At 73.6% G+C, this 23,102-nt stretch carries 21 protein-coding genes; 9 read left to right on the top strand and 12 right to left on the bottom strand.

Annotation, left to right across the window (positions count from 1 at the left end; all coding sequences use genetic code 11):
- Positions 1-43 precede the first annotated feature (43 nt).
- The gene (locus tag MVA48_RS19955; RefSeq protein WP_246982800.1) at positions 44-2,767 is read right to left on the bottom strand and encodes an HAD-IC family P-type ATPase; all 2,724 of its coding nucleotides are present in this window, start codon (positions 2,765-2,767) and stop codon (positions 44-46) included.
- On the opposite strand from MVA48_RS19955, the gene MVA48_RS24320 reads away from it, so the two are divergent.
- Positions 2,678-3,082 (top strand): universal stress protein, encoded by a 405-nt coding sequence (locus MVA48_RS24320; RefSeq protein WP_371821162.1) that lies wholly within the window; start codon positions 2,678-2,680, stop codon positions 3,080-3,082. The two genes, MVA48_RS19955 and MVA48_RS24320, sit on opposite strands and share 90 nt — an antisense overlap.
- On the opposite strand, the gene MVA48_RS19950 is transcribed toward MVA48_RS24320, so the two are convergent.
- Genes MVA48_RS19950 through MVA48_RS19940 form a run of 3 tightly spaced genes read right to left on the bottom strand, consistent with a single transcriptional unit; the run spans position 3,025 to position 5,985 of the window.
- Entirely contained in the window at positions 3,025-4,179 is a 1,155-nt protein-coding gene (locus tag MVA48_RS19950; protein ID WP_246982799.1) for an acyl-CoA dehydrogenase family protein, read from the bottom strand. The two genes, MVA48_RS24320 and MVA48_RS19950, sit on opposite strands and share 58 nt — an antisense overlap.
- Positions 4,180-4,202: 23 nt before the next feature.
- Positions 4,203-4,745: a 5-(carboxyamino)imidazole ribonucleotide mutase gene (purE, locus tag MVA48_RS19945; RefSeq protein WP_246982798.1), complete on the bottom strand. Its 543-nt coding sequence runs from the start codon at positions 4,743-4,745 to the stop codon at positions 4,203-4,205.
- A gap of 10 nt (positions 4,746-4,755) precedes the next feature.
- Positions 4,756-5,985 (bottom strand): 5-(carboxyamino)imidazole ribonucleotide synthase, encoded by a 1,230-nt coding sequence (locus MVA48_RS19940; RefSeq protein WP_246982795.1) that lies wholly within the window; start codon positions 5,983-5,985, stop codon positions 4,756-4,758.
- Positions 5,986-6,043: 58 nt separating this feature from the next.
- On the opposite strand from MVA48_RS19940, the gene MVA48_RS19935 reads away from it, so the two are divergent.
- Positions 6,044-6,502, top strand: a complete 459-nt coding sequence (locus MVA48_RS19935) for a GtrA family protein (RefSeq protein WP_246982793.1) — start codon at positions 6,044-6,046, stop codon at positions 6,500-6,502.
- A gap of 27 nt (positions 6,503-6,529) precedes the next feature.
- On the opposite strand, the gene MVA48_RS19930 is transcribed toward MVA48_RS19935, so the two are convergent.
- The 8 genes from MVA48_RS19930 to MVA48_RS19895 all read right to left on the bottom strand — a co-directional run bounded on the left by MVA48_RS19930 (position 6,530) and on the right by MVA48_RS19895 (position 15,767).
- Complete coding sequence (locus MVA48_RS19930) at positions 6,530-9,490, bottom strand: AAA family ATPase (RefSeq protein WP_246982791.1); 2,961 nt, start codon at positions 9,488-9,490, stop codon at positions 6,530-6,532.
- Entirely contained in the window at positions 9,487-10,638 is a 1,152-nt protein-coding gene (locus MVA48_RS19925; RefSeq protein ID WP_246982789.1) for an exonuclease SbcCD subunit D, read from the bottom strand. Before MVA48_RS19925 ends, MVA48_RS19930 begins: the two co-directional genes overlap by 4 nt.
- 59 nt (positions 10,639-10,697) lie before the next feature.
- On the bottom strand, positions 10,698-11,273 hold the full coding sequence (locus tag MVA48_RS19920; protein ID WP_246982787.1) for a PH domain-containing protein: 576 nt from the start codon (positions 11,271-11,273) through the stop codon (positions 10,698-10,700).
- 64 nt (positions 11,274-11,337) lie between these two features.
- A complete protein-coding gene (locus MVA48_RS19915; RefSeq protein ID WP_246982786.1) occupies positions 11,338-12,165 on the bottom strand; it encodes a biotin--[acetyl-CoA-carboxylase] ligase in 828 nt (275 codons plus the stop codon).
- Between the two features lie 51 nt (positions 12,166-12,216).
- The gene (locus MVA48_RS19910; protein ID WP_246982785.1) at positions 12,217-12,921 is read right to left on the bottom strand and encodes a decaprenylphospho-beta-D-erythro-pentofuranosid-2-ulose 2-reductase; all 705 of its coding nucleotides are present in this window, start codon (positions 12,919-12,921) and stop codon (positions 12,217-12,219) included.
- Positions 12,918-14,276 (bottom strand): FAD-binding oxidoreductase, encoded by a 1,359-nt coding sequence (locus tag MVA48_RS19905; protein ID WP_246982784.1) that lies wholly within the window; start codon positions 14,274-14,276, stop codon positions 12,918-12,920. Before MVA48_RS19905 ends, MVA48_RS19910 begins: the two co-directional genes overlap by 4 nt.
- The gene (locus MVA48_RS19900; RefSeq protein ID WP_246982783.1) at positions 14,269-15,237 is read right to left on the bottom strand and encodes a decaprenyl-phosphate phosphoribosyltransferase; all 969 of its coding nucleotides are present in this window, start codon (positions 15,235-15,237) and stop codon (positions 14,269-14,271) included. Before MVA48_RS19900 ends, MVA48_RS19905 begins: the two co-directional genes overlap by 8 nt.
- On the bottom strand, positions 15,234-15,767 hold the full coding sequence (locus tag MVA48_RS19895) for a phosphatase PAP2 family protein (RefSeq protein WP_246982782.1): 534 nt from the start codon (positions 15,765-15,767) through the stop codon (positions 15,234-15,236). Before MVA48_RS19895 ends, MVA48_RS19900 begins: the two co-directional genes overlap by 4 nt.
- A 162-nt stretch (positions 15,768-15,929) precedes the next feature.
- Here MVA48_RS19895 and MVA48_RS19890 point away from each other — a divergent pair, with 162 nt between their 5' ends.
- The 7 genes from MVA48_RS19890 (at position 15,930) to MVA48_RS19860 (ending at position 23,100) form a co-directional block, all read left to right on the top strand.
- Entirely contained in the window at positions 15,930-16,424 is a 495-nt protein-coding gene (locus MVA48_RS19890) for a GtrA family protein (RefSeq protein WP_246982781.1), read from the top strand.
- 74 nt (positions 16,425-16,498) lie between these two features.
- Positions 16,499-18,127: an acyl-CoA carboxylase subunit beta gene (locus tag MVA48_RS19885; protein WP_246982780.1), complete on the top strand. Its 1,629-nt coding sequence runs from the start codon at positions 16,499-16,501 to the stop codon at positions 18,125-18,127.
- A 63-nt stretch (positions 18,128-18,190) separates the two neighbouring features.
- Positions 18,191-18,433: an acyl-CoA carboxylase subunit epsilon gene (locus tag MVA48_RS19880; RefSeq protein ID WP_371821161.1), complete on the top strand. Its 243-nt coding sequence runs from the start codon at positions 18,191-18,193 to the stop codon at positions 18,431-18,433.
- Positions 18,430-19,038, top strand: coding sequence for a Maf family protein (locus tag MVA48_RS19875; RefSeq protein WP_246982778.1), 609 nt, complete (start codon positions 18,430-18,432; stop codon positions 19,036-19,038). Before MVA48_RS19880 ends, MVA48_RS19875 begins: the two co-directional genes overlap by 4 nt.
- 86 nt (positions 19,039-19,124) lie before the next feature.
- On the top strand, positions 19,125-20,747 hold the full coding sequence (locus MVA48_RS19870; protein ID WP_246982776.1) for an acetyl-CoA carboxylase biotin carboxylase subunit: 1,623 nt from the start codon (positions 19,125-19,127) through the stop codon (positions 20,745-20,747).
- Positions 20,705-20,887: an acetyl-CoA carboxylase biotin carboxyl carrier protein subunit gene (locus tag MVA48_RS19865; RefSeq protein ID WP_246982774.1), complete on the top strand. Its 183-nt coding sequence runs from the start codon at positions 20,705-20,707 to the stop codon at positions 20,885-20,887. Before MVA48_RS19870 ends, MVA48_RS19865 begins: the two co-directional genes overlap by 43 nt.
- Before the next feature lie 299 nt (positions 20,888-21,186).
- On the top strand, positions 21,187-23,100 hold the full coding sequence (locus MVA48_RS19860) for a S8 family serine peptidase (RefSeq protein ID WP_246982772.1): 1,914 nt from the start codon (positions 21,187-21,189) through the stop codon (positions 23,098-23,100).
- Positions 23,101-23,102: the final 2 nt, after the last annotated feature.

Genomic DNA, 23,102 nt, shown 5'->3' with positions numbered 1-23,102 from the left:
CTCCGGGACGGGGTCGTCCGGCTGCCCCGCGAAGGGTGGGACATCAGGCGGGCCGTCGGGCCCGCAACCGGCGGCCCAGCCACTTCTCCACCTCGACGATGAGGAAGACGACGGCCCCGACGCCGGTGATGCCCAGCCACCAGGCCGGGTCGATCGGCGCGCTGTGGAACAACCGGTTCATCCACGGCGCGTACGTGAACAGCAGCTGGAGACCGAGCATGGCGGCCAGGCCGGCCGGAACCCAGCGGTTGCTGAACAGCCCGACCCGCCACATCGGACGCTCCAGGGACCGGCAGTTGAGCAGGTAGGCGACCTGGACGACGACGAAGACGTTGACCGCGACGGTGCGGGCGACGGCGACCGCCTCCCCTCGGTCGAGGGTCCACTCGAACAACCCGAACGCGCCGACCAGCATCAGCGCGGACACCAGCACGATCCGCCCGGCGAGCGCCCGGGTGAGCAGCGGCCGGGACGGGGGTATCGGCGGGCGGCGCATCACTCCGGGCTCGAGCGGTTCGAAGGCCAGCACCAGGCCCAGAGCCACCGCGGTGGTCATGTTCACCCACAGCACCTGTACCGGCAGCACGGGCAGGGTGGTGGCCAGGGCGATCGCGACCAGGATCACCAGCCCCTGGCCGATGCTGGTGGGCAGGATGAACGTGATGAACTTGCGGAGGTTGTCGAAGACCCCGCGGCCCTCTTCCACGGCGGCCTCGATGGAGGCGAAGTTGTCGTCGGTGAGGACCATGTCGGCGGCCTCCTTGGCCACCTCGGTCCCCCCTTCGCCCATCGCCACGCCGATGTCGGCCCGCCGCAGCGCGGGGGCGTCGTTGACCCCGTCGCCGGTCATCGCCACCACGTGGTCGTGTGCCTGCAGGGTCTGCACCAGCCGCAGCTTCTGCTCCGGGTCGACCCGGGCGAACACCGCCGTGTCGGCCACCAGGCCCGGGAGGTCCCCATCGGCACAGGCCGCCAGCTCGGTGCCGGTGACCACGGTCGGCGTACCGCCGTGGCCGAGGGCGAACCGCTCGGCGATGGCCCGGGCGGTGCCGGCGTGGTCACCGGTGATCATCTTGACGTCGATCCCGGCGAACCGGCAGGCGGCCACCGCGGTGATCGCCTCGGGCCGTGGAGGGTCGAACATGGCCTGCAGACCCAGCAGGGTGACCCGTCCGTCGAGCACCCGCTCGGACAGTTCGGTGGTGCCCCGCGGTAGTTCCACCCGGCCCATCGCCAGCACCCGCAGCGCCTGCGCGGCGAGCTCGTCGGCGCGGGCGTGCACCCCGCCGGCGTCCACGGCGACCGCTGTGCCGTCGGCGCGCAGCTCGTGAGTGGCCATGTCCAGCAGCCGCTCCACCGCGCCCTTGACGAAGGCGACGGTCCGTCCTGATCCGTCCCGGTGGAGAGTGGCCATGTACCGGCGGTCGGAGTCGAACGGCATACCGTCCACCCTCGGTAACCGTTGCCGCAGCTGGTCGAGGTCGAGTCCGGCCTTCTCGGCCGCGACCAGCAGCGCCGCCTCCGTGGGGTCGCCGGCGACGTCTCGCCGCCCGGAGGCTCCGGTCAGCCTGGTGTCGTTGCACAGCAACCCGGCGACCAGGCACTCCCGCAGCGCCGGATGCCCGTCCAGGTCAACCGGACCGCCGTTCTCGAGGAGCTGGCCCTCCGGCGCGTAGCCGGTGCCGGTGACCTGGTAGTTCCGCTCGCCGGCCACCACCGTCGTGACCGTCATCGCGTTCGCCGTGAGCGTGCCGGTCTTGTCGGTGCAGATCACCGTGGTGCTGCCCAGGGTCTCCACCGCCGGCAGCCGGCGGATGATGGCTCGCCGCCGGGCCATCCGCGCCACCCCGATCGCCAGGGTGATCGTGACCACCGCCGGCAGCCCCTCGGGGATCGCGCCGACGGCCAGCGCGACCGCGGCGGTGAGCATCTGGTCGACCGGCTCGCCGCGCACGGTGCCCATCACGAAAGCCAGCAGGGCCAGCCCGAGGATGACCGCGGTCAGCACCCGGCTGAACCGGCCGATCTTGCGGGTCAGCGGGGTGTGCAGGGTCTCGGCCTCGCCCACCAGCCGGTGGATGCGCCCGATCTCGGTGTCGGCCCCGGTGGCCACCACGATGCCGCGGCCGCGGCCGCGGGTCACCAGGCCGCTGGAGTAGGCCATGTTGGTCCGGTCGGCCAGCACCGTGCCGGCCGGCAGCTCCACCGGGGCCTTCTCCACCGGCACGGACTCCCCGGTCAGGGCCGACTCGTCGATCTGCAGCTCCTGCGCGGTGATGAACCGCAGGTCCGCCGGCACCCGGTCACCGGTCTCCAGCACCACCACGTCGCCGGGCACCAGGTCCTCGGAGGAGATGCGGTGCCGCACTCCGTCCCGGACGACCGTCGCTCGTGTGCGCACCATGGCCATCAGGGCATCCAGGGCCTGCTCCGCCCGTGCCTCCTGCACGAAGCCGATCACCGCGTTGATCAGCACCACAGCGAGGATGACGGCTGCGTCGACCACCTCGCCCAGGAGCATCGTCGCCACCGCGGCGGCCAGCAGCACGTAGATCAGCGGATGGTGGAACTGGACGAGGAACCGGACCAGGGGGCCGCGCCGGTCGATCCGCGGTAGGGCGTTCGGGCCCTCCAGCCGCAGCCGCCGCGCGGCCTCGTCCGGCGCCAGTCCCCGCTCGTGGTCGGTCTCCAGCAGCAGGACGACCTCGTGCACCGGCAGCTCGTGGTCGCGACGAGCCGGGGGCAGCGTCTGTTGCGGGGTGGCCATGTCCCAGTCTCGCCAGCATCGCCGGTGACTGGGCAGGGACGTTCGTCCCTCCCCCGGCCTGAACGCCTCTGTGGCCAGCGGGACCTCGTGCTGCTCGAGACCGCTGAGGTCAGCAGGGCAGACGCCGTCGTCATCGGCCGCCGCGGGCGGGGACTGTCCCGCCGACTGCTGGGCAGCGTCGCCCGGTTCTGCACCGGATCAGGCGTCCCCACAGCGGCTCATCGTGACGATGAACTGCGAGAACGCCCGTCGCCGCCCTACTTCAGCAGGCTCCGCGCGATGACCATGCGCTGGACCTGGTTGGTGCCCTCGTAGATCTGGGTGATCTTGGCGTCGCGCATCATCCGCTCGACCGGGAAGTCCTGCGTGTAGCCGGCCCCGCCGAACAGCTGGACGGCGTCGGTGGTCACCTGCATGGCGACGTCGGAGGCGAACGCCTTGGCCGAGGCGGAGACGCGCGTGACGTCCGGGCGGCCCTGCTCCCCCGCCGCCGCGGCGGCGTAGACCAGGTGCCGGGCGGCCTCGATCTTCATCTCCATGTCGGCGAGCATGAACTGCACGCCCTGGAACTCGGCGATCGCCTTCCCGAACTGCCGGCGCTCCTTGACGTAGGCGACCGCGGCGTCCAGCGCGCCCTGCGCGATGCCGACGGCCTGCGCGCCGATGGTCGGGCGGGTGAAGTCCAGCGTCCGCAGCGCGGTCTTGAAGCCGGTGCCCGGCTCGCCCACGATGCGGTCGGCCGGGATCGCGCAGTCGGTGAAGTAGAGCTCGCAGGTCGGCGAGCCCTTGATGCCCATCTTGCGTTCCTTGGGGCCGACGGCGAAGCCCGGGTCGTCGCGGTGCACGGCGAACGCGGAGATGCCGCTGGCGCCCTTCTCCGGGTCCGTGACGGCCATGACCGTGTACCACTCGGAGATGCCGGAGTTGGTGATCCAGGCCTTGGTGCCGCTCAGCACCCAGGTGTCGCCGTCGAGGCGGGCCCGGGTCTTCATCGCCGCGGCGTCGGATCCGGCCTCGCGCTCGGACAGGCCGTAGCTGATCATCGCGTGCCCCTCGGCGATCGGCCGGAGCACCTGCTGCTTGAGCTCCTCCGACCCGGACAGGATGATCGGCATCGAGCCCAGCTTGTTGACGGCGGGGATCAACGAGGCGCTGGCGTCGACCCGGGCGACCTCCTCGATGACGATGCAGGTGGCGATCGCATCGGCTCCCTCGCCGCCGTACTGCTCGGGGATGTGGGTGGCGTGGAAGCCGGCGGCGGTCAGCGCCTTCTGCGCCTCGATCGGGTAGCGCGAGTCCGCGTCCACCTCGGCGGCGAACGGCGCGATCTCCCGCTCGGCGATCTCCCGGACGGCGTCCCGGATCGCCTCGTGCTCCTCGGTGAGGGCGTAGAGCCCGGCGTTGCTACCCACGGGTAGATCCTAAGTCCGTTCCGTCAGTCCTCCGAGGCGAGCTGCTCCTGGAGAGTGGCGTCGCGGCGCACCACCGATTCGGCCAGCTCGGCCTGGAACCGGGCGACCGCCTCACGGAGCGCCCTCCCCATGTCGTTGTCCGACGCGGCGAGGATGCGCACGGCGAGCAGGCCCGCGTTGCGGCCGCCGCCGATGCTCACGGTCGCCACCGGCACGCCCGCCGGCATCTGCACGATCGACAGCAGGCTGTCCAGGCCGTCGAGGCGGTCGAGCGCCCGCGGGACGCCGATCACCGGCAGCGGGGTGGCCGCGGCGACCATGCCCGGCAGATGAGCTGCTCCCCCGGCCCCGGCGATGAGCACCCGCAGGCCGCGGCCGGCGGCGGCCTCGGCGTAGTCGAGCATCCGCCGCGGGGTGCGGTGGGCCGAGAGCACGTGGGCCTCGTAGGGCACCCCGAACTCCTCCAGCGCCCCGGCGGCGGGTTCCATGGTGGGCCAGTCGGAGTCGCTGCCCATCACGATGCCCACGATCGGGTCCTCGCCCAGGTCGCTGCTCGATGCGCTCATGCGGATCTCCTCACCGCTGGTGCCCGTGGTCGTGACCGTGCTCCTGCTCGAACGCGAAGGCCGGGTCGATGACACCGTCGGCGAGGTAGCGGGCGGCGGCGACGGCCCGGGCGCGCACCTGCGTCAGGTCCGTGCCGAGGGCCGTCACGTGGCCGAGCTTGCGGCCGCGCCGCGGCGTCTTGCCGTACCAGTGCAGCTTCACGTCGGGCCAGTGCGCCATGAAGTGGTGCACCCGCTCGTCGAGGCCGGGCCCGGTCCAGGTGTCGTCGGCCGCCTCCCCACCGAGCACGTTGGCCATCACCGCGACCGGGGCGGTCATGGCGGTGGCACCCAGCGGATAGTCGAGGACGGCCCGCAGGTGCTGCTCGAACTGGCTGGTGCGGGAGCCCTCGATGGTCCAGTGACCCGAGTTGTGCGGCCGCATCGCGAGCTCGTTGACCAGGACGCCGTCCGCTGTCTGGAACAGCTCGACGGCCAGCATGCCGACGACGCCGAGCCGGTCGGCGATGCGGACGGCGAGCTCCTGCGCCGCGGTGGCCAGCTGGTCGGGCAGGTCGGGAGCGGGCGCGAGCACCTCGGCGCAGACGCCGTTGCGCTGCACCGTCTCCACCACCGGCCAGACCGCCACCTGCCCGAACGGCGATCGGGCCACCTGCGCGGAGAGCTCGCGGACCAGCGGGACGCGCTGCTCGGCGAGCAGCTCCCCGTGCCGGTCGAGCAGCTCGGCCGCCTGGTCGCGACCCTGGACGACGAAGACGCCCTTGCCGTCGTATCCGCCGCGGGGAGTCTTCAGCACCACCGGCCAGCCGTGCTCCTCGGCGAAGGCGCCGACCTCGTCGGCCGAGGTGACCCGGCGCCAGGCCGGCTGCGGCTCCCCGGCGTCGGCGAGCGCCCGGCGCATGACCAGCTTGTCCTGGGCGTGCACGAGTGCTCCGGGCCCGGGAGCCACGCGTACCCCCGCCGCCTCGAGGGCGCGCAGGTGATCGGTGGGCACGTGCTCGTGGTCGAAGGTCACGACGGTGGCACCGTCGGCGACGCGACGCAGCGCCTCGAGGTCGTCGTGGTCGCCGAGGTGGACCTCGCCGGCCACGAGGGCGGCGGACTCGTCGGGGGTGGCGGCCAGCACGCGCAGCGACTGGCCGAGGGCGACGGCCGCCTGGTGGGTCATGCGGGAGAGCTGTCCTCCGCCGATCATCGCCACCACGGGCAGGGCCGTGTGGGGGTGCAGTCGGTCGGCCATGGTGGGTCCGAGGCTAGTGGCCCGCCCCGGGGACCCTGCATCCGTACAGTCGGAGGACGTGCCGACCCCCGCCCGCTGGTCCCTCCGGGGGACCTGGCGCGTGCTGGTCAAGGAGCTCGGCGCGTTCGGCGTGGTGGGCGCGGTCAGCTTCGTCGTCGACGTGTCGGTCTTCCACGTGCTGCTCACCGGGACCGAGATCGGCGCGGTCACGGCGAAGCTGATCGCCGCGCTGGTGGCGACCACGGTCGCCTTCGTGGGGCACCGCTTCTGGTCGTTCTCCCACCGCTCGCACAGCAGGCTGCACCGTGACTACGTCCGGTTCGCGCTGGTCAACGGCGGCACCCTGCTGCTCAGCCTGGGGATCGTGGCGTTCGTCCGCTACCCGCTCGGTCAGGAGGGCGCGCTCGCGCTGCAGGCGGCCAACGTCGCCGCGATCGGCATCGGCACGGTCATCCGCTTCCTCGTCTACCGCTCGTGGGTGTTCCCGGCGCGGGTGCCGGAGTCGCTCCAGGGGTGATGCGCGCGACCGCGGCGGAGGCGACGGTCAGGAGGCGAGCCGGGAACCCTCGCGGCCCGCGATGATCTGCAGCCGGCTCGGGATCCGCGTGCGCAGCTCCTCGACGTGGCTGATGACGCCCACCGTCCGGCCGCCGCGGCGCAGTTCGTCGAGCACGGTCATGACCGCGTCGAGCGCCTGCGGATCGAGCGTGCCGAAGCCCTCGTCGACGAAGAGCGTGTCCAGCTGCACGCCGCCGCTCTCGGCGGTGACCACGTCGGCCAGGCCGAGCGCGAGAGCCAGGGAGGCCATGAAGCTCTCCCCGCCCGACAGAGTCTTCGTCGGCCGCCGGACGCCGGTGTACTCGTCGAAGACGTCCAGCCCGAGGCCGCCGCGGGCGCCGTGCCGCCCCTGGGCGTCGCTGTGCAGGAAGGTGTAGCGGCCACCCGACATCTCCAGCAGCCGCCGGCTGGCGACCTCGGCGACCTGTTCCAGGCGGGCGGCCAGCACGAAGGACTGCAGCCGCATGCGCAGGGTGTTCGACCCGCGCCCGTGCACCAGATCGGCGAGCGCGGTGACCTGGTCGGCCCAGGCGCGCAGCTCGGACAGCTCGACCTCGGCGGCGGTGACGTCACCGGCCAGGCCCTCGAGGGCCTGGGCGCAGCGGCCGGCCCGCTCGAGCTCGGCGACCGCCTCCTCGCGCCGCCGGGTGATCGACGCGCACCGCTCCTCGAGGCCCGCGACGTCGGGCCGCGGCTCGAGGTCGGCCAGCTCGGGCTCGGCGAGCCGGGCGCGCAGCACCGCCACCGCCTGGTCGTGGCCGTCGAGCTCCCGGTCGATCGCGGCCAGCCGCCCGCGGTCGAGCAGCGCGGCGGCCGCGTCCAGCAGGTCGTCGAAGCCGGCGTCGGTGGCCCGCTCCTCGGCCGCCAGGCGTGCTGTGTCGGCGGCGGCGCGGGCCCGCACCTCGTCGGCCTCGGCTGCGACCAGTGCCTCGCAGCGCGCTGCGGCGTCGGTGAGCCGCAGCACGCGCGCCGCCAGGTCGGGGTCCTCGCCGCGGGCCTCGGCGAGCCGATCGGTGAGTTGCGCGAGCCCCACGGCCAGCGTCTCCCGCTCGGCGGTGCGCGCGCCGAGCTGCTCCCGGTCGGCGGCGAGGCGGGCCGTGGCATCCTCGCGCTCGGCGAGCAGCAGCTCCAGCGCCGCCAGCGCGGGCTCCAGGCCGGCGGCGAGCCGTGCCGTCGACCGCTCGTCGGCGCGAAGTTCCTCCAGGGCCGCGGCCTGCGCTCCGAGCGGCTCCTCCCCCGCCCGGGCCCGCAGGGCCACGAGCTCGCGCTCCTGCCGATCCAGGTCGGCGGCCGCAGCGGTGAGCTGCTGCTCCGCCCGGTCGGCTGCCTCCGCCGCGGCCCGCTCGTCGTCGGCCGTCACGACGGGCCCGTCGTGCGAGGCGGGCCGGGGGTGCTCCGTGGCGCCGCAGACGGGGCAGTCCGCGCCGTCGGTCAGGGAGGTGGCGAGCTCGGCGGCCATGCCGTCGAGCCGCTGGGCGCGGAGGTCCAGCCAGCGCTCCCGGGCGTCGGACCAGGCCACCCGCCGCGCCTGCACCGCGTCCCGGGCGGTGCCGAGGGCCGCCTCCAGGCGCTCGGCCGCCCGGGCCGCCTCGAGTGCGGCCTGCGCGGCGGCCAGCGAGGCGCGCAGGGCGGGCAGTCGGGTCGCCGCGGCCTGCGCCCCGGCGACGACGCGCTCCTGGTCCGCGAGCCGGCCCGGCAGCGAGGCCGCCGTGGCGCTGCTCGCCTCGCAGGACCTCTGCAACGCGGCGATGCGCCGGTCCAGGACGCCGATCCGGCCGGTCAGGTCGGCGGCCCGGTCGACCTCGGGCAGCAGCGCACGCGCCGCGGCCGCCTCGTCGCGCAGGTCCCGGGCCACGGCCGCGGTTCCCTCGCGGCCGGCGGCCACGGCCGTCCAGGCGCGCCGGGCGCCGTCGAGGACGCCGGCCGCCTGCTCCGCGGTCAGCGCGGTGCGCCCCGCCGCCTCGAGGACGTCGCGCAGCGGCTCGGCGCGGCGACCGGCGTCGCGCTCGGCCCGCAGCGGCACGAGGTCGGCCTCCCGGGCGGTGCGGGACGCCAGCTCGGCGATCGCCCGGTCGCGTCGCGCGTGCCGCTCGGCGAGCGCACGCGCCGCGGCGAGCTCGGCGTCGACGGCGGACGCCTCCGCAGCCGCCGCCCCGGCGCGTTCCTCGGCTGCGGACAGCCGGATCGACGCGGTCGAGCGGAGCGCGGACACCCACGGGGCCACCGCGGCGCCACCCCCGCTGCCGACGAGCTCAGGGGCCAGCCCTTCCGGGATGTCGGCGTCGGCGACCTGGGCCACCCGCGCCAGCAGCGAGCTCATGCCCGCGCGCTGGACGGCCACCGCGTCGCGCACACGGGCCCGCTCGTCGGCGAGCCACGCCTCGGCGGCGGCGAACCGGTCGACGTCGAACAGGGTGCGCAGCAGCTCGCCGCGCTGCTCCGGCTCGGCCCGGAGGAAACGGGCGAAGTCGCCCTGCGGCAGCAGGACCACCTGGCAGAACTGGTGCACGTCGAGCCCGAGCCGGGTGCGCAGGTGCTCGGAGCCCTCGTCGATGCGGGTGCTGACCGGTTCCCAGCCGCCCTCGGTGAGCCGCTGCACGGTCAGCTTGGCCTGCTCGGTGGTCCAGCCCTCGCCGCGCTTCTTCGGGCGCTGCTGCTCGGGACGCCGGGTGACGAGCAGCCGCTCGGGACCCAGCGTCAGCTCGCAGGAGACCTCGGTGCGGGTGCCGTCGGACGCGTGGTCGCTGCGCAGCCGCTTCTCCTCGCCGCGCGGGCCCGGAACGCTGCCGTACAGCGCGAAGACGACGGCGTCGAGCAGCGTCGTCTTGCCGGCGCCGGTCGGCCCCCACAGCAGGAACAGGCCGTCGCGGCCGACCTCGTCGAAGTCGACCTCCTCGGTGCCGGCGAACGGGCCGAAGGCGGTGAGCGAGAGCCGGTGCAGCCTCATCGTGCCGCCTCGACCCGGGCGGCGGCCCCGAGGGCCCGTGCCAGCAGCTCCCGCTCCCCCGCCGTGGGCGGCACGCCGCGCACGTGGGCGACGAACTCGCCGGCCACCTCGAGGTCGCTGCGTCCGCGCATGCGCTCCTGGTAGCTGCGCCCGTCGGCGACCGCCGCCGCGCCGGTCCACTCCAGGTGCACGCAGTGCGGGAAGCGTGCCTGCAGCCGGCGCATCGGATCGGCCGGGCGCACCGCGTCGGTCAGCCGCGCGGAGACGAAGTGCTCCTCGAACCGGGCGTGCGCGGGATCGGCGAGCAGGTCGGCCAGCTCGCCGACGAGCACGGTCAGCGGTCGCGGCACCGGCAGGGGGACGGGGCGGACGCCGGCCAGCCCGCTCGCGTCGAGGTCGACCAGCCAGGCGAGCTTCTCGTGCCCGGCCTCGCCGAAGGAGTAGGGCAAGGGCGAGCCGCTGTAGCGCATGCGGTCCGACAGCGACTGCGGCCGATGCAGGTGGCCGAGGGCGACGTAGTCCACGCCGTCGAACACCGACGCGGGCACCAGGTCGACACCGCCGACGCAGATGTCGCGCTCGCTCTCGCTGGCCACGCCTCCGCCGACGAACGCGTGGGCGAGCACCACCGACCGGGCCCCCGGCCGGAGGAACAGGTCGGCCCGCACCCGCTCCATGGCCGCCGTCAGCACCGCCTCGTGACTCCGGGCGCCGTCCCTGAGGCCCAGTTCGTGCCGGGCGACCTCCGGCTCCAGGAACGGCAGCCCGTAGATCGCGACGTCGCCGTGGTCGTCGGACAGGATCACCGGCTCGTCGAGCGTGCGGGTCGAGGCCCGGACGTGCAGGCCGGCCGCGGACAGCAGCCCCGAGAAGGTGCCGAGACGACGGGCCGAGTCGTGGTTGCCGGGGGTCATGACGACGGCGGCACCGGCCCTGAGCAGCCGGCCGATCACCCGGTCGAGCACACCGGTGGCGTCGGCCGAGGGAACGGCCCGGTCGTAGACGTCGCCGGCCACGACCACGGCGTCGACCGACTCCGACTGCACCACCTCGGCCAGGCCGCTGAGGACCACCTCCTGCTCGGCGAGCAGGTCGGTGCCGTGCAGGGACCTGCCGATGTGCCAGTCGGAGGTGTGCAGGAGCCGCATGCCGCGGAACATAGGTCGCCCTACCGACAGAACCGGTCAGCCACGCCGTGACGGAACGGTCACACCTGGTATCCGGAGTCCCGGTACCCGAAGCCGGCGGCATCCTCCCAGCCGCGGATGTAGCCCGCACTCTCCTGGGCCCGCCGGTCGGCGTCCTCCTCGACCATGTGGTTGAGCAGCTGCTGGACGCGGTCGCTGTCGGGGATCTGGCGCAGGACCGTCGCGCCGCTGTCCCCGGCCGACTCGATGGCCAGCGTGCCCGACCGGATCATCCGCTCCCAGAGCGACTGCCGGAACGAGACGTCGGTGATCCGCGAGAGGGCGATGTCCCGCCCCGAGCGGGCCAGGATGCCCTGGCGGAACAGCAGCCGGTGCGTGGTGACCACGTAGTGCGTCGTCCGCCAGCGCAGCCAGGGGATCAGCACGGTGAAGAACAGCAGGACGACGGCGATCGCGAGCACCAGCATCCGCAGGAGGCCCTGCTGCGGGCCGGCGGGGATCAGCGCGGTGCCGAAGGAGGCGCCCCCGACGATCAGCAGGAACCGGACGACGGGCCAGAAGACGGTCAGCCAGTGCGGGTGCAGGTGCGCGACGACCTCTTCGTCGTCGGCCAGCAGCTTGTCCGGGTACGGCATCCCTCCAGGATGACCCAACCGGCCGGGAGGGCGGCCGACCCGCGAGCGGGCGGCGACCCGGCCGTCACACCCGCCGCACGTGCCGCACGTCCCCCGAGGCCAGCTCGACGGTGCCGTGCCCCGTGGCCAGCACGAGCCGGCCGTCCCAGTCGACGGCCTGGGCGGTCCCCTCCAGCGTCGACCCGTCGGGCATGGTCACCGACACCTCGGTGCCCACCGTCGACGACCAGGCCAGGTACTCCTGCGCCAGTCCGGAGGAGATCGGGTCGCCGAGGACCTCGACCCACCGGAGGTACCGGCGCTCGACGGCGCGGAGGAAGGCCAGCAGGACCGGCGCCCGGTCCACGGTCGACCCGAGCACCCGGGCCAGCGACGTGCCGGTCTCCGGCAGCTCGGCGGTCGTGGTGGAGACGTTGAGGCCGACGCCGACGACGACCGCCGTGCCCGTGCTCTCGGCCAGGATGCCGGCGAGCTTGCGGCCGTCGGCGGCCAGCAGGTCGTTGGGCCACTTGAGCGACGGCAGCACCCCGGTGCCGGCCTTCACCGACTCGGCCAGCGCCACCCCGGTGAGCAGGGGCAGCCATCCCCGTCGGGCGGCCGGCACGTCGGGGCGCAGCAGGAACGAGACGGTGATCCCGGCCCGCGGCGGCGACGTCCAGACCCGGTCCAGCCGCCCCCGGCCGGACACCTGGTGCTCGGCCACCAGGACGGTGCCCTCCGGGGCGCCGTCCTCACCGGCGGCGCGGGCCGCGAGCTCGGCGTTGGTCGACCCGATCTCCGGCACGACCTCGACGGAGCGCCAGAGCCGGCTGTCGTGGGTCAGGGCGTCGGTGAGGGCCGCCCCGTCGAGCGCGGGGCGCTCGAGATCCGACCAGCGCGAGTCCCCGGCCACGTCAGACGGGCAGCTTCCGGAAGATGGCGCGCGGCGTGTGCCGCAGCCCGCTCATGACCCAGCGCATGGCGCCGGGCACCCACACCGTGTGCCGCCCCTGCGGACGCCGGTGACGATCGCGTCGGCCACCGCCTCGGGCGTGGTGGACAGCGGCACGTCCGGCAGGTGGGCGGTCATCTTGGACTTCACGAAGCCCGGGCGGACGACCAGGACCGAGACCCCGGTGCCCGCGAGCGAGTCGGCCAGGCCGCTGTAGAAGGCGTCCATGCCGGCCTTGGTGGAGCCGTAGACGAAGTTCGACGCCCGGACCCGCTCGCCGGCGACCGACGACAGCGCCACGATCACGCCGTGGCCCTGCTCGCGCATCCGGTTGGCCAGCTCGGTGCCGACGACGGCCGGCGCCACGTAGTTCACGTGCCCGATCTGCGCCACGGCCTCCGAGTCGGTGCGCAGCCGGTCGGCGTCCCCGAGCTGGCCGAAGGCCACGACCGCGACGTCGATGTCGCCGCCGGCTGCCGCCTCGGCGACCATCCGCGCGGGCGACTCCGGGTCGTCGGCGTCGAAGTCGACCACCTGCACGTCGGCACCGGCCGCGGTCAGGTCGGCGGCCACCTCGCCGCGGCGCGGGGTGTCCCGCGCCGCCACGACCACCCTGAGCGGGCGTTCGGCGAGGTAGCGGTGCGCGGTGGCGACCGCGATGTCGGAAGTGCCGCCGACCAGCAGCAGGGAGCCCACCGACCCGAGGGCGTCGATCACAGCGAGAGCCTCCTGGCCAGGTCGGAGGTGAACACCCCGCGGGGGTCCACCTGCGTGCGCACGGTCCGGAAGGCCTCCAGCCGCGGGTACATCCGCTCGAACAGGTCGGGCCGGACGCGGGAGTCCTTGGCCAGGTAGATCCGGCCACCGGCGTCGACGACCAGCCGGTCGAGCCCGTCGAGCAGGCCGGCGAGGCCGGCCACGACCGGGACGTCCAGTGCCAGTGTCCAGCCGGGCGAGGGGTAGGACAGCATGCCCGGGTTGCCGTCGCCGAACCGCTTGAGGACGGCGAGGAACGACGCGGAGCCCGAGTCGCTGATCCGCTCCAGCGCCGCCCGCATCGCCTCCTCCTGCCCGAAGGGCACGGTGAACTGGTACTGCACGAACCCCCGCGGGCCGTAGACGCGGTTCCAGTCGCCCACGCCGTCGAGCGGGTGGAAGAACCTCGGGATGCTCTGCAGCCGGTCGCGCTCCTGCCGCGGCGCCCGGCGGTACCAGAGCTCGTTGAACGCGGCGACCGTCGCGCGGTTCAACAGGCCTGGGGGGAAGACGTCGGGGACCGACACCGTCACCGCGCTCGAGTACCGCAGCGGGTCGACCCGCCTGCGCGCCGGCAGCTCGTCGCGCCGGGCGAACCGGCCGCGGGTGAGCACCGAGCGGCCCATCCGGCGGCCACGGGCGACGCAGTCGATCCAGGCGACCGAGTAGTCGTAGAGGTGGTCGGTCCCGGTCAGCAGGCTGAGCAGCGAGTCGAGGTCCGGCGTGCGGTCGGTGTCGACGAGGAGCTGCGCGGACTCGATCGGCTTCATGCGCACCCGGGCCCGCAGGATCACCCCCGTGAGGCCCATGCCCCCGGCCGTGGCCCAGAACAGATCGGCGTCCTGGTCCGGGCCCACCCGCCGGATCGTGCCGTCGGCCAGCAGCAGGTCGAGCCAGGCGACGTGCTGGGCGAAGCTGCCGGCCCGGTGGTGGTTCTTGCCGTGGATGTCGGCCGCGATCGCGCCGCCCACGGTGACGTACCGGGTCCCGGCGGTGACCGGCACGAAGAGCCCCAGCGGCACGAACAGGGTCATGAGCCGGTCCAGGGAGATCCCGGCCTCGACCTCGACCTCCCCGGTGGCCAGATCGACGTCGAGCACGCGGTCGGCGCCGGTCATGTCGAGGACGTCGCCACCGGCGTTCTGCGCCGCGTCGCCGTAGCTGCGGGCCAGACCGCGTGCCACGACCCCGCGGGCGGAGCGACCGTCGAGCACCGCGCGGACGTCGTCCTCACCGGAGACCGGGATCAGGGTGGCGCGGGTGGCGGCGGTCCGCCCCCAGCCGGTGAGGCGGACCGGCGAGCCGGACTCAGCCACCGAGGACCCCCGGGCCGACGGTGACCGCCCAGACGACGGCCAGGCCGAGCAGGACGCGGTCGTGCAGCACGATCTCCTCGGGGGCGCCCGCGCTGCCCTTGTCGACGTCGACGGCGTACCGCAGGATCGCCAGCACGAACGGCGCGATCGACAGCGTCGACCACGGGACGTCGCCCTGACGCTCCACCATCTCGAACGCCCACAGGCTGTAGGCCGTGCAGGCGACACCGGCCGACAGGCTCCAGACGAACCGCAGGTAGCTGACCGAGTACTCCTGCAGGGTGCGGCGGGTGTCCGCGGTCTCGCCCAGCAGGACCAGCTCGGAGTACCGCTTGCCCGCCACCATGAACAGCGAGCCGAACGCGGCGACCAGCAGGAACCACTGCGACAGCAGCAGCCCGGCCGCCACACCGCCGGCGATGCCGCGGAGCAGGAAGCCCGACGCCACGACGGCCAGGTCGAGGACCGGCTGGTTCTTCAGGCCCAGGCAGTACGCCAGCTGGAGGACGACGTAGGTGCCGAGCACCCACGCCAGCTGTGGCCGGGTGAATACGACCGCGGCGACGAGTGCCACGGCGAAGAGGACGACGGCCAGCGCCACTGCCAGCCACCGCGGCACGATGCCCGCGGCGATGGGCCGGAACCGCTTGCGGGGGTGCCGGCGGTCCTCCTCCACGTCGATCGAGTCGTTGACCAGGTAGACCGCCGAGGAGGCCACGCAGAAGAGCAGGAACGCGACCGCGCTGGGCACCAGCACGTCGGGGTCGAGCACGGCACCGGCGGCCAGCGGCGCGGCGAAGACCAGGAGGTTCTTGACCCACTGCCGGGGACGCAGCGCCCGCACGACGCCCCACGCGAAGGAGCCACGCACGCCGGGGGGCCGCTCGGGCAGGCCCGCGCGGGTCGGTGCTGCCGGCCGCCCGCTCCCCGCCGGCGGGCGCACGTCGGGTCGCACGGTCATGCCTCACCCTCGCCGGGCCGGGGGCGCCCGCGGACGGCGCTCGCCACGGTCGCACCCAGAGCGGCCCCGGAGAGGACGTCCGACGGGTAGTGCACGCCCAGCAGGACGCGGCTGACCAGCATCAGCGCCGTCACGCCGGCCATCACCGGCGTTCCGAGCAGCGGTGCGTAGCTGACGGCGGCGGCCGCCGTGGAGCAGCTGTGTGCGCTCGGGAACGACAGCCTGCTGGGGGTGGGAACCAGCGCGGGGACGTCGTCGAACAGCGGGCGCTGGCGCCGGACGACCCGCTTGACCACCACCCCGGCGGTGTGCGCGGCCAGCGTCGCGACGACGCCGCGGCGCCACTCGGGTGCCCGGTGGCCGGTCAGGGCACCGGCCGCGCCGAGGGCCACCCAGCCCAGCGCGTGCTCGCCGAAGAGCGACAGCGCGCGGGCCACCGGCACGGCAGGTGTGCCGCCGAGGGCGCGGCGGGTGCCGCGCAGGACCGCGTGGTCGAGTCGGGCCAGCGGAGCGGAACGGGCGGCGGCCATCGCCGACGACTGTAGTGACGGGCCCGGCGGGGGACCGGTGCAGGCCGGGATCTCCCTCCTGAGGATGACCTCAGCGGCCCCTCTGGGCAGGGCACTCCCACGGCTCTCCCGCGGACCGCCGGGTGGCGCGACCGGGCCCGCCGGCGTCCCTAGACTGGCCGCGTGCGGCGGGGGCGGACGGGTGGTGGACGCCTGCGGACCACCCGGCGCCTGCTGCTCAAGGAGGTCAGCGCCTTCGGGGTCGTCGGGATCGCCTGCTTCCTGCTGGACGTCGGGCTCTTCCAGCTCTGCTACGACGTGCTGGGCATCGGAGCGGTCACCGCGAAGCTGCTGTCGACGTCGATCTCCATGACCGTGGCCTACTTCGCGCACCGCCACTGGTCCTTCTCCCACCGCGCCCGCACCGGCATGCGCCGCGAGTACGTCCTGTTCACGGTCATCAACGGAGCCGCGCTGCTCCTCGGCATGGCCGTGGTCGCGATCGTCCGGTACCCCCTCGGCCAGGACGGTTCCGCCGTCCTGCAGACGGCGAACGTGACGGCGATCGTGCTGAGCACGGCGCTGCGGTACCTCGCCTACCGGCGCTGGGTCTTCCCGGCGCACGAGGCGGGCCAGCCGCTGCCGGCGACGGCCGCAGACGCCCGCGTCGTCGCCTGAGCCGGTCGCCCGAACGGGTCCCTGTCCGGATCGGGCTGAACCTCCGATCCGGGGTCCCCTTACGCTACGGCGCTGTGAGCGCTGCGGAGCTGGAGAACGCGGGAGAGCACGTCCCCGACGACATCGACATCCACACGACTGCCGGGAAGCTGGCCGACTTCGAGCGGCGGGTGGAGGAGGCGGTCCACGCCGGGTCGGCGCGCGCGGTCGAGAAGCAGCACGCCGCGGGCAAGATGACCGCCCGCGAGCGGATCGAGGCGCTGCTGGACCCCGGCTCGTTCACCGAGTTCGACGAGTTCGCCCGCCACCGCTCGACCAACTTCGGCATGGCCGAGAAGCGGCCCTTCGGGGACGGCGTCGTCACCGGCTACGGCACCGTCGACGGGCGCCCGGTGGCGATCTTCAGCCAGGACGTGACCGTCTTCGGCGGCAGCCTCGGCGAGGTGTACGGCGAGAAGATCGTCAAGATCCTCGACTTCGCCATGACGAACGGCTGCCCGATCATCGGCATCAACGAGGGCGGCGGCGCGCGCATCCAGGAGGGCGTGGTCTCCCTCGGCCTCTACGGCGAGATCTTCCAGCGCAACGTGCACGCCTCGGGCGTCATCCCGCAGATCTCGCTGGTCATGGGCCCGGCCGCCGGCGGGCACGTCTACTCCCCCGCGCTGACCGATTTCATCGTGATGGTCGACCAGACCAGCCAGATGTTCATCACCGGCCCCGACGTGGTGAAGACCGTGACCGGCGAGGACGTCACCCTCGAGGAGCTCGGCGGGGCCCGCACGCACAACACCAAGTCCGGCGTGGCGCACTACCTGGCGGAGAACGAGGAGGACGCCCTCGACTACGTCAAGGCGCTGCTCTCCTACCTGCCCAGCAACAATCTCGACCCCCTGCCGGCGCTCGACGTCGCCCCGGTCGACACGGTCCTGCCCGGCGCGCTGACCGACTCCGACCTCGAGCTCGACACGTTCATCCCCGACTCGGCGAACACGCCCTACGACATGCACACCGTCATCGAGCACGTGCTCGACGACGGCGAGTTCCTCGAGGTCCAGCCCCTGTTCGCGCCGAACATCCTCATCGGCTACGGCCGGATCGAGGGGCGGCCGGTGGGCGTCGTGGCCAACCAGCCCACCCAGTTCGCCGGCACCCTCGACATCGACGCCAGCGAGAAGGCCGCGCGGTTCGTGCGCACCTGCGACGCGTTCAACATCCCGGTGCTCACCTTCGTCGACGTCCCCGGCTTCCTGCCCGGGACGTCGCAGGAGTGGGAGGGCATCATCCGGCGCGGTGCCAAGCTCATCTACGCCTACGCCGAGGCGACGGTGCCCAAGGTCACCGTCATCACCCGCAAGGCCTACGGCGGCGCCTACGACGTCATGGGCTCCAAGCACCTGGGCGCCGACGTGAACCTGGCGTGGCCGACGGCGCAGATCGCCGTCGTGGGCGCCCAGGGCGCGGTCGGCATCCTGTACCGCAAGGAGCTCGCCGCGGCCGACGACCCCGACACCCGTCGGGCGGAACTGATCGCCGAGTACGAGGACACCCTCGCCAATCCCTACATCGCGGCCGACCGCGGCTACGTCGACGCGGTCATCCCGCCGTCGACGACCCGCGTGCAGGTGACCAAGGCGCTGCGGGTGCTAGCCAACAAGCGGCAGACGCTCCCGCCGAAGAAGCACGGGAACATCCCGCTGTAACACTGCCGTCCTCCGGACGGCACCGCGGCCAGTTGCCGTCCCCCACCCAGCGGAGCGTGTTCATTGCTCGATCGCGAAGACCCTTCGGGCCCTCACTCCTCGCAATCCCCGTTGTTACGTGTCGTTCGCGGGGAACCCTCCGCCGAGGAGCTCGCCGCACTCACGGTGGTCGTGGCGGCACTGTCGCAACGCCGGGAGCGGCGTCGTCCCGCGCCGGTCGGAGCCTGGGCGTCGTTCGGAACCGGCCACCGCCGGACCCACCGCCAGGGCTTCGGCGGCTGGCTGGCGGCGGGGCGGCCGTCATGAGTGTCGATCGCAGGCTCGTGCTCGCGTCGGCGTCACCGGCGCGGCTGTCGCTGCTCCGGCAGGCGGGCCTGTCCCCGGAGGTCGTGGTCAGCGACGTCGACGAGTCGGCCTACAGCGCGCCGCGGGTCGCCGAGCAGGTCGCGCTGCTGGCGTCGGCCAAGGCCGCGTCGGTCGCCAAGCAGGAGACCGACGCGCTCGTGATCGGCGCCGACTCGCTGCTGGAGTTCCAGGGCAGGCCGCTGGGCAAGCCGGCCGACGCCTCCGACGCACGCGACCGCTGGCGGCGCATGGCCGGCCGCTCGGGCATCCTGCACACCGGCCAGGCGCTGTTCGACGTCCAGGACGGCGTGGTCGCCAGCCGCGACATCTCGGTCGCCTCGACCGTGGTCTACTTCGCCTCGCCCACGCCGCAGGAGATCGAGGCCTACCTCGCGACCGGCGAGCCCCTCGCGGTGGCCGGGGCGTTCACCCTCGACGGACTGGGCGCACCGTTCGTCCGCCGCGTCGAGGGCGACCCGGCCGCGGTGGTCGGGTTGTCGCTGACGGTGCTGCGCACGCAGCTGGCCAAGCGCGGCCTGGCGATCACCGACCTCTGGCGCCGCTGAGACAATCCATGCGCAGCATCCTGCTGCGCGTCCCCCGATCGGCGCTGGCTACAGTGCCACGGGTCCAGACGAGAGGGAGTGCTCCGGTGCAGAAGGTCCTGATCGCCAACCGCGGTGAGATCGCGGTGCGTGTCGCCCGCGCCTGCAAGGACGCGGGCCTGACCAGCGTGGCCGTCTACGCCGACCCCGACCGCGACGCACTGCACGTGCGCACCGCCGACGAGGCGTTCGGGCTCGGCGGCAGCACGCCGGGCGACTCGTACCTGGTCATCGACAAGATCATCGAGGCGGCGCAGAAGTCCGGCGCCGACGCGATCCACCCGGGCTACGGCTTCCTGTCGGAGAACGCCGACTTCGCGCAGGCGGTGCTCGACGCCGGCCTCACCTGGATCGGCCCCTCACCCGAGGCGATCATCGCCCTCGGTGACAAGGTGCAGGCGCGGCACATCGCCACCAAGGCCGGGGCGCCGCTGGTGCCCGGCACCAAGGACCCGGTCGGCGGCGCCGACGAGGTGATCGCCTTCGCGCAAGAGCACGGCCTCCCGGTGGCGATCAAGGCGGCGTTCGGCGGCGGGGGCCGCGGGCTGAAGGTGGCGCGCACCACGGAGGAGATCCCGGAGCTGTTCGACTCCGCCGTGCGCGAGGCGGTCTCCGCCTTCGGCCGCGGCGAGTGCTTCGTCGAGCGGTTCCTCGACAAGCCGCGGCACGTCGAGGCCCAGGTGCTGGCCGACACCCACGGCAACGTGATCGTCGTCGGCACCCGCGACTGCTCGCTGCAGCGGCGCAACCAGAAGCTGGTCGAGGAGGCGCCCGCGCCGTTCCTCACCGACGAGCAGCGCGCGCGCATCCACGAGTCGGCGAAGGCCATCTGCAAGGAGGCCGGGTACCACGGTGCCGGCACCGTCGAGTACCTGGTCGGTGCCGACGGCTCGATCTCCTTCCTCGAGGTCAACACGCGCCTGCAGGTCGAGCACCCGGTGTCGGAGGAGACGTCGGGCATCGACCTGGTGCGCCAGCAGTTCCGCATCGCCGACGGCCTGCCGCTGGAGATCACCGAGGACCCGACGCCCCGCGGCCACAGCATCGAGTTCCGGATCAACGCCGAGGACGCCGGGCGCAACTTCATGCCGGCTCCCGGCCCGGTCGACCGGCTGGAGATCCCGCAGGGCCCCGGCGTCCGGTGGGACTCCGGCGTCGAGACCGGCGGCGAGGTGGCCGGCGCGTTCGACTCGATGCTCGCCAAGCTGATCGTCACCGGCGCCACCCGCGAAGAGGCGCTGCAGCGCTCGCGCCGCGCGCTCGACGAGCTGGTCGTCGAGGGCATGCCGACGGTCATCCCGTTCCACCGCGCCGTCGTCCGTGACGAGGCGTTCACCAGCGAGCCGTTCACCGTGCACACCCGTTGGATCGAGACCGAGTGGGACAACCAGGTCCCGCCCTACGCCGCAGCCCCGGCCGAGGCCGACGAGGAGGCGCCGCGGCAGACCGTGGTCGTCGAGGTCGGCGGCCGCCGGCTCGAGGTCTCCCTGCCGGCCGGTCTGGCGGCCGGAGGCGGCGGCGCCGCCCCCGGTGCGGCGGCCAAGCCGCGCAAGCGGGGTCCGGCCACGGCGGCTCCGGCGCGTCCGGCGACGCCCTCACCTCGCCGATGCAGGGCACGATCGTCAAGGTGGCCGTCGAGGACGGCGCCACCGTCGAGGCCGGCGACCTGATCGTCGTCCTCGAGGCCATGAAGATGGAGCAGCCCATCACCGCGCACAAGGCGGGCACCATCTCCGGGCTGTCGGCCGAGGTCGGCGCCGCCGTCACCAGCGGCGCCGTGATCTGCACCATCGCCGACGTCGACGGGTAGGCGTTCGCGCGCGAGGCACTGCAGCAGTCTCCCCGGAGCACATTCCCCCAACGGGTGGCTCCGGTTCAGTGCGGGTCACCGGCCGCCGATGCAACAGGGACGTCCCACCTCGAGGAGTTCCCCTGCGCCCCCCTGCATCGCTGAAGAACCGGCTCCGGTCGATTGCACCGCCGGCGCTGGCCCTGGCGTTGGTGGGCGGCATCGTCTCCGGAACACCAGCGCTGGCCGGGCCCCCGGGCGTCCCTGACGACCCGGCGGCTCCCGTCAGCGTTCCCACGGTCGCTCCGGATCCTGACACGTTGACTCAGCCGGTCGGCCGGCTCGACAGTGTGTCGGCGATCGTGATCACCAACGGCGAGGCGGAGGTCGTCACCCGCCCGGCCGCCCCCTCCGAGCTGGCCGCCGTGGCCGCGGAACTCCGGGCACTCCCCGGCTCGGTCACCGTGTCGGTGGACGTCCCCGTCGCCCTCCTGGCAGACGACCCCTACCGGGGCGACCAGTGGGGACTGGACGACATGGGCATCGGGCGGCTCCCCGGCGGGGCACCGGACGGGACGGGTCTCACCGTCGCGGTGCTCGACACCGGGGTGGATGCCACGCACGAGGACCTCACCGGCCGCGTGCGGTGCGACCTGGGCGCCGACTTCATCGACCCGGCCGGGGACGGCTGTTCCGATCCGCACGGTCACGGCACGCACGTGGCCGGCCAGATCTCCGCCGGCATCGGCAACGGGCTCGGCATCGCCGGAGCCAGCAACGCGTCGATCATCCCGATCCGGGTGCTCGACGTGAACGGCTTCGGTTCCTCCGCCACCGTGTCGGAAGGCATCACCCACGCGGTGAGCAAGGGCGCCGACGTGATCAACCTCAGCCTCGGCGGGCCCTACGACGAGAAGTACGACACCGCGGTGGAGTTCGCAGTCGGCCAGGGCGTGGTGGTCGTCGCATCGGCGGGGAACAACCGCCAGGATGGCAACGCCGTGACCTACCCGGCAGCCTCGCCCGGCGCCATCGCCGTCGCCGCCACGGACGCGAACCGCGTCACGGCGTCGTTCAGCTACAGCGGACCGACCAACCTCCTGTCGGCACCGGGCGTGTCCATCCTGTCCACCCGGACCGCCGGTGGGTACGGCTACGCCAGCGGTACGTCGATGTCCGCCCCCAACGTGGCCGCCGTCGTGGCCCGCTTCCTGCACCGGTTCCCGGCGAGCACCCCGGCACAGGTGCGGGCCGCCCTCCGGGCCACGGCCGATGACATCGAGACCGCCGGTTTCGACAGCAACAGCGGCTACGGCGTCGTCGATGCCTACGAGCTGCTCACCGCCACGTCGCCCGCCGCACCGTCCACGGTGACGGCGCAGGCCGGCGACGGCCGTGCGACGGTCGCGTGGACGGCGCCGCCGGACGGCGGCAGCCCCGTCACCGGGTACCGGGTAACCGCGAGCCCGGGCGGCGCCACCGTCACGACGACCGGCGTCACGTCCGCGACGGTGACGGGCCTGACCAACGACACCAGCTACAGCTTCACCGTCACCGCCGAGAACTGGGTCGGCACTGGCCCGGCGTCCCAGGCCAGCAACGCCGTGGTACCGACGGACACGGTGGCCCGCTACGTGACGAGCGTCTACGGGCACCTGTTCAACCGCAGCCCGGACCCGGTCGGTCTGGACTCCTGGTCCACCGCGCTGAAGAGCGGCACGCCGTACAGCGCGGTCTCCAACGCCATCACCGCCAGCAGGGAGTTCCGCAGCCGCCTGATAGCCAACTCCTACCGGCGCTACCTCGGCCGCGAGCCCGACGCAACGGGCCTCAGCAACTGGTTGACCGCCATGGACCGCGGGAGGCACATCGAGCAGATGCAGGCCGGCTTCGTGGCCTCGAAGGAGTTCTACGTCAAGGCCGGCTCCACGGACCGGAAGTGGGTCACCGCCCTCTACCAGAGCGTCCTCGGTCGGACCCCCGCGGCCAGCGAGGTCGACCACTGGGAGAAGCGGCTCCGCGACGGTGTCAGCCGTTCCAGCGTGGCCAGCGGCTTCCTGTACTCCACGGAGCACCTCACCGCGGTCGTGAACGGCTACTACCTGACTCTGCTGGGACGCAGCATCGACCCGGCCGGACAGCGCAGCTGGGTCAGCGCGATCCAGCGGGGCGCTCGGGACGAGCAGATCATCGCCAGCATCGTCTCGAGCGCGGAGTACCGCGCCAAGGCGTGACG

Source organism: Blastococcus sp. PRF04-17 (assembly GCF_023016265.1).
Lineage (GTDB): Bacteria > Actinomycetota > Actinomycetes > Mycobacteriales > Geodermatophilaceae > Blastococcus_B.
The sequence above is the reverse complement of the archived record's forward strand: the minus strand, read 5'-3'. Positions and strand labels throughout refer to the sequence as shown.

What these genes read in the sequence shown, in the direction of transcription:
- MVA48_RS19895 (WP_246982782.1), bottom strand. Translation starts at nt 15,767, where the DNA reads ATGGCCGCCGCCCGTTCCGCTCCGCTGGCCCGACTCGACCACGCGGTC.
- MVA48_RS19920 (WP_246982787.1), bottom strand. Translation starts at nt 11,273, where the DNA reads ATGCCGTACCCGGACAAGCTGCTGGCCGACGACGAAGAGGTCGTCGCG.
- MVA48_RS19955 (WP_246982800.1), bottom strand. Translation starts at nt 2,767, where the DNA reads ATGGCCACCCCGCAACAGACGCTGCCCCCGGCTCGTCGCGACCACGAG.
- MVA48_RS19925 (WP_246982789.1), bottom strand. Translation starts at nt 10,638, where the DNA reads ATGCGGCTCCTGCACACCTCCGACTGGCACATCGGCAGGTCCCTGCAC.
- MVA48_RS19900 (WP_246982783.1), bottom strand. Translation starts at nt 15,237, where the DNA reads ATGACCGTGCGACCCGACGTGCGCCCGCCGGCGGGGAGCGGGCGGCCG.
- MVA48_RS19875 (WP_246982778.1), top strand. Translation starts at nt 18,430, where the DNA reads ATGAGTGTCGATCGCAGGCTCGTGCTCGCGTCGGCGTCACCGGCGCGG.
- purE (WP_246982798.1), bottom strand. Translation starts at nt 4,745, where the DNA reads ATGAGCGCATCGAGCAGCGACCTGGGCGAGGACCCGATCGTGGGCATC.
- MVA48_RS19930 (WP_246982791.1), bottom strand. Translation starts at nt 9,490, where the DNA reads ATGAGGCTGCACCGGCTCTCGCTCACCGCCTTCGGCCCGTTCGCCGGC.
- MVA48_RS19940 (WP_246982795.1), bottom strand. Translation starts at nt 5,985, where the DNA reads ATGGCCGACCGACTGCACCCCCACACGGCCCTGCCCGTGGTGGCGATG.